This is a genomic window from Mycobacterium sp. NGS26, from assembly GCF_059813025.1.
Genome location: NZ_JCALDU010000001.1, coordinates 1,038,799 through 1,050,043 on the forward strand (window position 1 = coordinate 1,038,799; position 11,245 = coordinate 1,050,043).

The 11,245-nt window shown below is 69.5% G+C and carries 9 protein-coding genes; 2 read left to right on the top strand and 7 right to left on the bottom strand.

Annotated features, from left to right (window positions below):
* Positions 1 to 484 precede the first annotated feature (484 nt).
* Positions 485 to 1,342 (top strand): HAD-IB family hydrolase, encoded by an 858-nt coding sequence (locus tag AC5Y6X_RS05055; protein WP_420715926.1) that lies wholly within the window; start codon positions 485 to 487, stop codon positions 1,340 to 1,342.
* Positions 1,343 to 1,833: 491 nt separating this feature from the next.
* Here AC5Y6X_RS05055 and AC5Y6X_RS05060 read toward each other — a convergent pair whose 3' ends face one another.
* The 6 genes from AC5Y6X_RS05060 to AC5Y6X_RS05085 form a co-directional block, all read right to left on the bottom strand.
* On the bottom strand, positions 1,834 to 2,598 hold the full coding sequence (locus AC5Y6X_RS05060) for an oxidoreductase (RefSeq protein WP_324679467.1): 765 nt from the start codon (positions 2,596 to 2,598) through the stop codon (positions 1,834 to 1,836).
* Between the two features lie 11 nt (positions 2,599 to 2,609).
* Positions 2,610 to 4,232, bottom strand: a complete 1,623-nt coding sequence (locus AC5Y6X_RS05065; protein WP_324679469.1) for a dipeptide ABC transporter ATP-binding protein — start codon at positions 4,230 to 4,232, stop codon at positions 2,610 to 2,612.
* Positions 4,229 to 5,104, bottom strand: coding sequence for an ABC transporter permease (locus AC5Y6X_RS05070; protein ID WP_324679471.1), 876 nt, complete (start codon positions 5,102 to 5,104; stop codon positions 4,229 to 4,231). Before AC5Y6X_RS05070 ends, AC5Y6X_RS05065 begins: the two co-directional genes overlap by 4 nt.
* Positions 5,097 to 6,023: an ABC transporter permease gene (locus AC5Y6X_RS05075; RefSeq protein WP_324679473.1), complete on the bottom strand. Its 927-nt coding sequence runs from the start codon at positions 6,021 to 6,023 to the stop codon at positions 5,097 to 5,099. Before AC5Y6X_RS05075 ends, AC5Y6X_RS05070 begins: the two co-directional genes overlap by 8 nt.
* A 1-nt stretch (position 6,024) precedes the next feature.
* On the bottom strand, positions 6,025 to 7,659 hold the full coding sequence (locus AC5Y6X_RS05080) for a peptide ABC transporter substrate-binding protein (protein ID WP_324679475.1): 1,635 nt from the start codon (positions 7,657 to 7,659) through the stop codon (positions 6,025 to 6,027).
* Positions 7,660 to 7,880: 221 nt separating this feature from the next.
* Positions 7,881 to 8,348, bottom strand: coding sequence for a DUF4232 domain-containing protein (locus AC5Y6X_RS05085; protein ID WP_324679771.1), 468 nt, complete (start codon positions 8,346 to 8,348; stop codon positions 7,881 to 7,883).
* Positions 8,349 to 8,514: 166 nt separating this feature from the next.
* Between AC5Y6X_RS05085 and acs the strand changes: the two genes are divergently transcribed.
* Positions 8,515 to 10,467 (top strand): acetate--CoA ligase, encoded by a 1,953-nt coding sequence (gene acs, locus AC5Y6X_RS05090; RefSeq protein ID WP_324679477.1) that lies wholly within the window; start codon positions 8,515 to 8,517, stop codon positions 10,465 to 10,467.
* Between the two features lie 16 nt (positions 10,468 to 10,483).
* On the opposite strand, the gene AC5Y6X_RS05095 is transcribed toward acs, so the two are convergent.
* The gene (locus tag AC5Y6X_RS05095) at positions 10,484 to 11,179 is read right to left on the bottom strand and encodes a chymotrypsin family serine protease (protein ID WP_324679479.1); all 696 of its coding nucleotides are present in this window, start codon (positions 11,177 to 11,179) and stop codon (positions 10,484 to 10,486) included.
* Between the last annotated feature and the right edge of the window lie 66 nt (positions 11,180 to 11,245).

The window sequence follows — 11,245 nt, forward strand, 5'->3', positions numbered from 1 at the left end:
ACGCCCGCGGGACCCGGCGTCGCAACGCGGGAATTCGTAGTCACCCATCCACCCTGCGGGGCCGTGACCTTGGCACACCAGTGCCAAACACGGATTTGTGGAGAGAGACGCGAGTGTGCACAAAGGCGTCGTCCGCGGCGCGCTCAGCTTACGGATCGCGCGATCCCCGCAACGCGCACAACGGCGCGCCGAGCGCCGCGAGACCACCGAAACTTGCCCCAGAAAAGGGACGACCCCCGCCAGGGGGGGAGGAGGCGAGGGTCGTCGTGTATCAGCCCCGGGGGGTCGGGCTGATACACCCTCGGCTCAGGCCGAGTACTGCTTACTATACACATGACAGTACTAATCAGCGCAATAGCTTGTTTCACCGAAAAAAACACCGTGAGCCGCAAAAACACCGGCGGTCCCGCCCGCCACACCGCTGCCGGGCGGCGATTCGGGTGCGAGCACGCAGCCCGTCGGAGCCCCGACATATGCTAGGTCGGTGACCGTCTTCGGCCCGGCCGCGCACCAGCAAACTCCTTCGCAAACGGGGGCAACGATCCCTCCGCACGCACGCACGGCGGCCTTCTTCGACCTCGACAAGACGATCATCGCCAAGTCCAGCACCTTGGCGTTCAGCAAACCGTTCTTCGCCCAGGGTCTGCTCAACCGTCGCGCCGTGCTCAAGTCCAGCTACGCCCAGTTCATCTTTCTGCTCTCCGGTGCCGATCATGACCAGATGGACCGGATGCGCGCCCACATGACCAATATGTGCACCGGCTGGGACGTGGCACAGGTCAAGTCGATCGTCAACGAAACGCTGCACGACATCGTGACCCCCCTGGTGTTCGCGGAGGCCGCGGACCTGATCGCCGCCCACAAGCTGTGCGGTCGCGACGTGGTGGTGGTCTCGGCGTCCGGCGAAGAAATCGTGGCGCCGATCGCCCGGGCGCTGGGCGCCACCCACGCGATGGCGACCCGCATGGTCGTCGAGGACGGCAGGTACACCGGCGAGGTGGCGTTCTACTGCTACGGCGAGGGCAAGGTGCAGGCGATCCGCGAGCTGGCGGCCCGCGAGGGCTACCCGCTGGAACACTGCTACGCCTACTCCGACTCCATCACCGACCTGCCGATGCTCGAGGTCGTCGGTCACCCGAGCGTGGTCAACCCCGACCGCGCGCTGCGGCGAGAAGCCGCCGAGCGCGGCTGGCCGGTGCTGGCGTTTTCCCGGCCGGTGTCCCTGCGGGACCGGATCCCGGCGCCGTCGGGCGCCGCGATCGCAACCACCGCCGCGGTGGGTATCAGTGCGCTGGCGGCCGGCGCAGTTACCTACTCGTTGTTGCGCCGTTTCGCCTTCTAGCCCCGGGCCGGCCGGGCCGCGATGCACGTCGGCGGTCCGCCAGCAAACTAATTGACCACGCAATCCGCGACCGCTTCGCAACGTTCACAGAATTGGGCCTTGCTGTGCTAAGGCTCCAGTAGTACAAATGGAAACACGGAAGCCCGGTGAGGCCTAGGTCGAGCCGGAAGAGAAGGTTCGATCTCCCGATCCGGGCGCCCAGCACGGTACCCGGCACCCACGCGGAGTCATAGCCGCGATAATGGCAGAAGTGTTGCGGGCCTGCGTAATTGCGAAAAGTGGACGGTTTCGACGGCCCTTTGGGTGGGGCTGCAGCCGGAAGCGTCGCAAGATCGCCGAGGCCAACCCACGCAGCCCAGAGATGCACGCTTGGTAACCGAGTTCCGTGCTAGCGGGCGGTGGACCGAATTTTTCGGGACGCCGCCCGCTCTACATTTTTCCGAACGAATTTTCGGTGCCGTTCCGGGTCCCGCTGGCTACCGACCCGTGCGCTAGCGGTCCGGCAGCGATTCGGCGATCGACAACGCCTCCTGCGCGCCCGCCCGCAGCGCCCGGCAACACAGCACCAACCAGGCGCCCACCCCGTCCGGCGTGCCGCCGGCGAATCCGCGCGCGGCTTCGCGATAGTCGGCGGGGTGGCGCATCCAGCTCACCTCGGGCACACCGAGCCCGTGCGGATCCAGCCCGCTGGCGATGGTCACCAGCCGCGACACCGCACGCGCCACCACGCCGTCCGCGCTCCCAAAAGGCTTCAGCGTCAGCAACTCCCCGTGTGCGACCGCGGCAACCACCGGCGCCGGCGCCCGGGTGCGACTGGTCACCAGGTCCGCGAGCAATTCCAGCCGCGGTCCGACCTCGCCGTCGGCCCGCGGGCGGCCCAACCGATCGTCGTCGACCAGGTCGGCGGCGGCCAGCATGTGCAGCCGGGCCAGCGCCTGCAGCGGCGCCCGCTGCCAGACGCCGACCAGCGCGCCCCCGCCACCCTCCAGCGCCTGGGCCACCCGCAGCGCCCCGGCGAACACCGGGTCGCCGGCCGCCGGGTTTTCCGGCGCGGCCAAATCCTCCAGCCGCACGGGCCCGCCGTCGAGCACCGACGAGGCGCGCGCCGCGCGCAACGCCGCCTCGGCGGCCGTCACCGGCCAGCGCCGCAGGTTCGCCCGGTGCCGGTGGGCCCGGCCCAGCGCCTCGCGGGCCCGGTCGCTCGCCTCGGCGACGCCGGGCAGCTCCAGCAGCGGGGCCAGCGGGTCAGCCGTCACAGGTTGCCAACCTATCGGGGCGGCGCCGGCGCGCGGGGGATGGCGTCCAGCAACTGGCGGGTGTAGTCGTGACCGGGCCGGGTGAACAGCTGCTCGGTCGGGGCCATTTCCACCACCCGGCCCGCCTTCATCACCAGCACGTCGTCGGCGATCTGGCGGATCACGGCCAGGTCGTGGCTGATGAACAGGTAGGCCAGGCCCAGCTCGGCCTGCAGGTCGGCCAGCAGCTCGAGTATCTGAGCCTGCACCAGGACGTCGAGCGCCGACACCGCCTCGTCGCACACCAGTACCTCGGGCCGCAGCGCCAGCGCCCGCGCGATCGCGACGCGTTGCCGCTGCCCGCCGGACAGCTCGCGGGGCAGCCGCCCCAGCACCGACGACGGCAGGGCCACGTGGTCGATGAGCTCGCGGACCGCCCGCCGCCGCTGGCCGCGGTCGCCCACCCGGTGGATCCGCAGCGGCTCCTCGATGGTGCGAAACACCGAATACATGGGATCGAGGCTGCTGTAGGGGTTCTGGAACACCGGCTGCACCCGCCGGCGAAAGGCCATCGCCTCGTCGCGGTCCAGGGTGGCGTCGATCGGTGTGCCGTCGAAAACCACCGAGCCCGACGTGGGTTGCAGCAGGCCGAGCGCCATGCGCGCCACCGTCGATTTCCCCGAGCCCGACTCGCCGACGATCGCCAGGGTGCTGGCCCGGCGCAGCCGGAACGACACGGCGTCGACGGCGCGGAATTCGGCCCACCGCCAGGGTGCGCCGCGCGACTCCCGGTAGACCTTGGTCAGCTCGGACGCGACCAGGATGTCGTCTCCGTCCGGGTGCTGCGGTCGCGGGCTTCGGGGGCCGCGGGCGGCGAGCGACGGGGCCGCGGCCACCAGCCGCCGGGTGTACTCGTGCCGCGGCTCGCGCAGGATCGACTGTGCGGCACCGGATTCCACCACCGCGCCGCGATGGACGACGACGACGGTCTCGGCGCGTTCGGCGGCCATCGCCAGGTCGTGGGTGATCAGCAGCAGCGCGGTGCCCAGCTCGTCGGTCAGCCGCTGCAGATGGTCGAGCACCTGCCGCTGCACGGTCACGTCCAGGGCCGAGGTCGGCTCGTCGGCGATGAGCAGCTGCGGCCGGCCCGCCAAACCGATGGCGATCAGCGCGCGCTGACACATGCCGCCGGAGAGCTGGTGCGGGTAGCGGCCGGCCTGCTTTGCCGGGTCCGGCATCCCCGCCTCGGCGAGCAGCTCCATCGCGCGCCGCCGCGCACCGCGTCCGTTCGCGTTGGCGCGCAACGCCTCCCGGATCTGGAAGCCCACCTTCCACACCGGGTTGAGGTTGGTCATCGGGTCCTGGGGCACGTATCCGATTGCGCGCCCGCGCAGCGAGCGGAGCGCGCGGCGATCGGCGGCGGTGATGTCGTGCCCGTCGAACACGATGCGCCCGGCCGTGATTCGCCCACCGGGCGGCAGCAGGCCGAGGACGGCGGCGGCCGTGGTGGACTTCCCCGACCCCGATTCGCCCACCACCGCGACGGTCTGCCCGCGCTGCACCGTCAGGTCGACGCCGCAGACGACGGGATGGTCGCCGAACGTGACCGCCAGGCCCTCGACCGTCAACAGCGGCGATCGCTCGGTGCCGCTCATGCGCGCACCGCCCGCGAGGCCGGATCCAGGGCGTCGCGCAGCGCGTCGCCCATCATCATGAAGGCCAGCACCGTAATCGCCAGTGCGCCGGCGGGATAGAACAGTATCGGCGAGCCCGACCGCAGCCGGCTCTGCGCCAGGTTGATGTCGCCGCCCCAGGAGATCACCGAGGTCGGCAAGCCGACGCCGAGGTAGGACAGCGAGGCCTCGGTGACGATGAACACGCCGAAGGCCAGGGTGGCCACCGCGAAGACGGGACCCAACGCGTTGGGCAGCGCGTGCCGAACCAGGATCTGGAAATCGCTGAGCCCCAGGGCTTTCGCCGCGAGAACGTAGTCGCTGGCGCGCGCCTGCAGCACCGCGCTGCGGGCGATCCTGGCCACCTGCGGCCAGCCGAACACGGCCAGGATGACGATCACCGTCCACACCCGGCGGTGGTGCAGGACGCCCATCAGCACGATGGCGGCCAGCAGCAGGGGCAACCCGAAGAAGATGTCGCTGACCCGGGACACCACCGCGTCGATCCAGCCGCCGTAGAAGCCGGCCAGCGCGCCCAGCGCGCCGCCGACGAGGAACACCAGCAGGGTCGCCCCCAGCCCCACCATCACCGAAGCCCGCGCCCCGTAAACCGTGCGCGCGTAGATGTCGTGGCCCTGCAGGTCGGTGCCGAACCAGTGCGCGCCCGACGGCGGCAACAGGCTCCGGCTGGGATCGGCATAGGTGGGATCGATTCCGGTGAACCACTCGGGGAATGCCGCGACGACGACGATGAACACGATCAGCGTGGCCGCGACGACGAACTTCGGGCGCCGGCGCAGCTTGCGCCACGTGTCGCGCCAGAAGCCGTGGTGGACTGGAATATGTTCAGCCATAACGGATCCGGGGGTCGAGGGCGGCGTACAGCAAGTCCACCACCAGGTTGGTTATCAGATAGACCAGCACCAGCACCGTGACGATGGACACCACCGTCGGCGCCTCCTGCCGGGTGACGGCCTGGAACAGCACGCCGCCGACGCCGTGGATGTTGAAGATGCCCTCGGTCACGACGGCCCCGCCCATCAGCGAGCCCAGGTCGGCGCCGAGAAAGGTCACCACCGGGATCAGCGAGTTGCGCAGGATGTGCACCGTCACCACCCGCGGTCGCGACAGCCCCTTGGCGGTGGCGGTGCGCACGTAGTCGGCGTGCGCGTTGGCGGCCACCGCGGACCGGGTCAGGCGCACCACATACGCGAACGACACCGAGCCCAGCACGATCCCGGGCAGTAGCAGCCGCGCGAAGGTGGCCCGTTCGCCCACCGTCACGGGCGCGATGCCCAGCCGGACGCCGAACACGAACTGCGCCAGGAAGCCCAGAACGAATATGGGGATCGCCACGATCACCAGCCCGGCGAGCAGCACCGAGGCGTCGAAGATCCCGCCCTGGCGCAGGCCGGCGATGACGCCGAACCCGATCCCCAGCACCGCCTCCACCGCCACCGCGATCAGGGCCAGCCTGACGGTGATCGGAAACGCGTGCGCCAGAACGGCACTCACCGGCAGCCCCGAAAACGAGCGGCCCAGGTCGCCGTGCAGGACACCGCCCAGGTAGCGCAGGTACTGCACAATGAACGGATCGTCGAGGTGGTAACGGGCCCGCAGCGCCGCGGCCACCGCGGGAGTCAGCGGGCGGTCTCCGGCCATCGCCGCCACCGGGTCGCCGGGCAGCAGGAAGACCATGCCGTAGATCAGCAGCGTGGCGCCGATGAAGACCGGCACCATGATGCCGATTCGGCGCGCGATGTACCAGCCCATCTCAGCCCTTCACGATGTTCTCGTAGTCGGGCATGCCGTTCCAGGTGACCCCGACGCTCTTCACCTCCATCGACCAGCCGACCACGCTGACGTTGTCCCACAGTGGGACAACTGGCATGTCGTGGAACAGGATTCGCTGCGCGTCGTTGGTCAGGGCGTTGGACTGCGGCAGGGTGGCCGCGGCCTCGGCGGTCGCCAGCGCCGCGTCGAAGTCGCGGTTGGAGTAGCCGACGTCGTTGGACCCGGCCCCGGTGGCGAACAGCGGCCCGAGGAACTCGATCATCGACGGGTAGTCGCCCTGCCAGGCGGCGCGGAACGCGGTCCCGATGGTGTGATTGGTGATCTTGGTGCGGAACCCGGCGAACGTGGGCTGCGGCGCGCCGACCGCGTCGATGCCGAGGACATTCTTGATGCTGTTGGCCACCGCGTCCACCCATTCCTGGTTTCCGGCGTCGGCGTTGTAGGCGATGACGTACTGCCCGCTCCACTGCGAGATGGCGTTGGCCTGTGCCCAAAGCTGCCGCGCGCGAACGGGATCGAAGTTCAGCACGTCGTTGCCCGGCAGGTTCGCGTCGAAACCCGGCAACGACCTTGCGGTGAAGTCGCGCGACGGAATGCGGGTGCCCATGAAGATCTGCTGACAGATGTGCTCACGGTCGACGGCGGCCGACAGCGCAAGCCGGCGCAGCCGGCCCTCCTCGCCGCCGAAATGCGGCAACCGCAGCGGGGTGTCGAGACTGTGCTTGACCGCGACGGGGCCGCTGGTGAAGTTGTTGCCCAGGTCGCGCTTGTAGACCGGCAGCGCGCTCGGCGGAATCGTGTCCAGGACATCGAGATTGCCCGACAGCAGGTCGGCGTAGGCGGTATCCAGGTTGGCGTAGAAGTCGAACCGCAGCCCCTTGTTGCGGGGCTTGCGGTTGCCGTGATAGTCGGGGTTGGGCCGCAGGTCGATCTTGACGTCGTGCTCCCACGCCGGCCCGTCCGGGCTGTCGGCGAGCTTGTACGGGCCGTTGCCGATGGGGTTGCGCCCGAACGCCGTCATGTCGCGAAACGCGACATCGGGCAGCGGATAAAAGGCGCTGTGGCCCAGCCGCAGGGTGAAGTCGATGGTCGGCGCCTTCAGTCGCACGGTGAACTCGAGATCACCGACCACTTGCAGCCCGGACATGGTGGTGCGCCCCGTTTTCGGGGCCGGCTTGTTGTCGCCGGTCATGCCCGAGACCTCGTCGAACCCGTCGATCGGGCTGAAAAAGCTTTGCTGCAGTTGAGCATTGGTGCTCAGCGCTCCGTAGTTCCACGCGTCGACGAACGAGTGGGCCGTCACCGCCGAGCCGTCGGTGAACTTCCATCCCGGCTTGAGGACGATGCGGTAGTTGACGTTGTCGGTGGTGTCGATCGACTGGGCAACCTCGTTCGAGGGGTGTCCGGCGGCGTCATAGGACACCAGGCCGGCGAAGAGCCGGTCGATGATCCTGCCGCCGTTGCTGTCGTTGGTGCTGGTCGGGATTAACGGGTAGGGCGGTTCCCCACCGTTCACCACTACCAGATCGGGGCTCAGCACGCCGCCGCCGCACCCGGCCACGGACGCGACCAGCAGCACCGCGGCCACCAACGCGGCCATCGCGGGTCGACGCATGACCGCGACCCCTGTCGACCGCGGCATCTGTCGCCTCGCGTGAAACGCGAGTTCGGGCTGGGTATTCGACAGCGCTGATCCCCTTGCAATCGGATTGGTCACTGGTCATCGACCTGCGGGAACGTTCGCGTGCCTACCCGCAGACCAGTCGCACGCTGAGGGGTCACGACACGATAGTGCGCCCGCGACCGATACGTCAAAGCGGGGGAAGGCTTTTCAAGCTATTGACTCGCGGTGACGGGATGCACCTGCAGCGCGCAGGCGTCGATAGTGGCCGGGACGGTGACCACCTGGACGATGCCGGGCGGGCTGACGGCGAGGTCGGTGTAGGTGGGACATTGGTTGCCGCCCGCGTCGATGGCGGTGCCCTCCAGGATCGCCTGCGCCTGCTGCGACAGCGACAGCGTGACGGTCGGCGGCACGTCGACGCCGGCCGGCAACCCGCCCATGTATCCGCGGGGCGTGGGCTCGGCGTGGACCGGCGGCCCACCGGTGCCGGAGTCGACGACGGGGTAGCCGGTGAGCGTGCACGGCTCCCCGCCGCCGGCGAGGGTGAATAGCAGCGTCACCGCGCGGTGGCCCACGGCGCCCTGCGTCGGGGACGCGCTCACGGCGACCTGGTCTGACCAGCAGGGCGTGGGCTCGTCGGATATCTCTTCCGGTGCCGCCCACGCGGGTGGCGCCAGCAGCGCGGCGGCCACGCAGCCAGCGGCCACGCAGCTGGCTGCAGGTCCCGGCACACCGGTGATTATGCGCCACCCGGCCCGCGGCGGGGCCGGTTCGGAGCGCGCCGGTCCAACTCGCCGGGCTAGGCTCGACAACGGTTGACGAGCCGAAATCATAGGAGACAAGCCAGTGACCGCCACCCACACCGAAGGGCCCTCCTCCTATCCGCCGCCGGCGGAGTTCGCCGAACAGGCCAACGCCCGTGAGGACCTGTACCGGGAGGCCGAGCGGGACCGGCTGGCCTTCTGGGCCAAGCAGGCCGACCGGCTGACCTGGGCGACGCCCTTCACCGAGGTGCTGGACTGGTCGGAGGCGCCGTTCGCCAAGTGGTTCGTCGGCGGCAAGCTCAACGTCGCCTACAACTGCGTGGACCGCCACGTCGAGGCCGGCCACGGCGACCGCGTCGCCATCCACTGGGTCGGCGAGCCCGTCGACGACAGCCGCAGCCTGACCTACTCCGACCTGCAGACCGAGGTGTGCAAGGCCGCCAACGCGTTGACCGGGCTGGGCCTGGTGGCCGGCGACCGGGTCGCCATCTACATGCCGATGATCCCCGAGGCCGTGATCGCGATGCTGGCCTGCGCGCGCCTGGGCATCATGCACAGCGTGGTGTTTGGCGGTTTCACCGCCAAGGCGCTGCAAGCCCGGATCTCCGACGCGCAGGCCAAGCTGCTGATCACCTGCGACGGGCAGTTCCGCCGCGGCAAGCCCGCGCCGCTCAAGGACGCGGCCGACGAGGCCGTCGGGCAGCCCGACAGCCCCGTCGAGAAGGTTCTGGTGGTGCGGCGCACCGGAATTGACGTGCCCTGGAACGACGAGCGCGACGTGTGGTGGCACGACGTCGTCGACTCCGCGTCGCCCGAACACACCGCCGAGCCGTTCGACTCCGAGCAGCCGCTGTTCCTGCTGTACACCTCGGGCACCACGGGCCAGCCCAAGGGCATCGTGCACACCAGCGGCGGGTATCTGACCCAGTGCTGCTACACGCACTACTACGTCTTCGACGTCAAGCCCGAAAGCGACGTGTTCTGGTGCACCGCCGACATCGGCTGGGTCACCGGACACACCTACGGCGTCTACGGTCCGCTGTCCAACGGCGTCACCGAGGTTCTCTACGAGGGCACCCCCGCCAGCCCGGACCAGCACCGGCATTTCCAGATCATCGAAAAGTACGGCGTGACAATCTATTACACGGCTCCCACGCTCATCCGGACGTTCATGAAGTGGGGCCGTGAGATCCCCGACGCCCACGACCTGTCCAGCCTGCGGCTGCTGGGATCGGTCGGCGAACCGATCAACCCGGAGGCCTGGCGCTGGTATCGCGAGGTGTTCGGCGCCGATCGCATACCGGTCGTGGACACCTGGTGGCAGACGGAGACGGGCGCGGCGATGATCTCGCCGCTGCCGGGAATCGCTGCGGCCAAACCCGGTTCGGCGATGAGGCCGCTGCCGGGGATCTCGGCCAAGATCGTCGACGACCACGGCCAGGACTTGACACCGGTCGTCCACACGGAGGAACACATCACCGGCTACCTGGTCCTGGACCAGCCGTGGCCCGCCATGCTGCGCGGCATCTGGGGCGATCCGGAACGCTACGTCGAGACCTACTGGTCCAGGTTCGCCGAGCGGGGCTGGTACTTCGCCGGCGACAGCGCCTATTTCGACCGCGACGGCGCCATCTGGGTGGTGGGCCGCATCGACGACGTGATGAACGTGTCGGGGCACCGGCTGTCCACCGCCGAGGTGGAGTCGGCCCTGGTGGGCCACTCCGGGGTGGCCGAGGCGGCGGTGGTCGGGGTCACCGACGACACCACCGGCCAGGCGATCTGCGCGTTCGTGGTGTTGTGCGACAGTGACGACGCGCACCACGGCACGCTCGGCGAGCTGCGCGCCCAGGTCGCGCAGGAGATCTCGCCGATCGCCAAGCCGCGCGAGATCCATGTGGTGCCGGAGCTGCCGAAGACCCGCAGCGGCAAGATTATGCGCCGGCTGCTGCGCGACGTCGCCGAGAACCGCGAGCTGGGCGACACGTCGACGCTGCTCGACCCCAACGTGTTCGACGCGATCAGGGCGGCCCAATAGACCAGAGCCCGGTAGGTCAGGCCGGCACCGGGACGAATCCCGCGCCCGGCCGGTGCCGGTTGTTGATGTCGGCCAGGACGGCGTTGAACGACATCACGATGGCCGGGGTGTGCAGCGGGATGTACTTGATGATGCAGGTCGGCAGGTTGTCGCTGAACGCGCCGTGGATCATCCCGACCAGCAGGTTGTCGACGGTCACCGGCGCCCCGGAGTCGCCCGGCCGGCCGCACACCTGCATCACGATGGTGCCGGGAGTCTGGCCCATCCCCCAGGTGACGCCGCACGAGTTTCCCGTCGTGCGGCCCTGTTTGCACGCGACCTGGCCGAAGGACGGGTCCGGGCCGATCCCGTTGATCGCAAACCCGTTGTACACGGCCACCGGCGCCACCTTGGCCGGATCGAATTTGATCACCGCGTAATCCAGGTTGTCGTTGCCGGAGACCATCGTCCCCAGCGTGCCCCGGCCCTCGGCGGCCTCGGCGGCGACCACCGCGCCGGGCCCACCGCAGTGCGCGGAGGTGAAGCCGATCAGCTCGCCGGCCGCGTCGGTGCCGATGGTGGTCAGCGTGCACATCGTGTCCCCGTTGACCACGATGCCCGCACCGCCGCCCAACGGGACCCTGTCGTCGGCGCTCGCGGGCCGGGCAGGCAAACCCGGCAGGGCCACCAGAACGGCCACCATCGCGGCCACGAAGCACCGTGCCGTCCGCAATCGAAACTCCCGTCAGCCGATCGCAACGTCGGCTGCGTAAGTCTAGTGGATCGCCGGGCCCGCGCC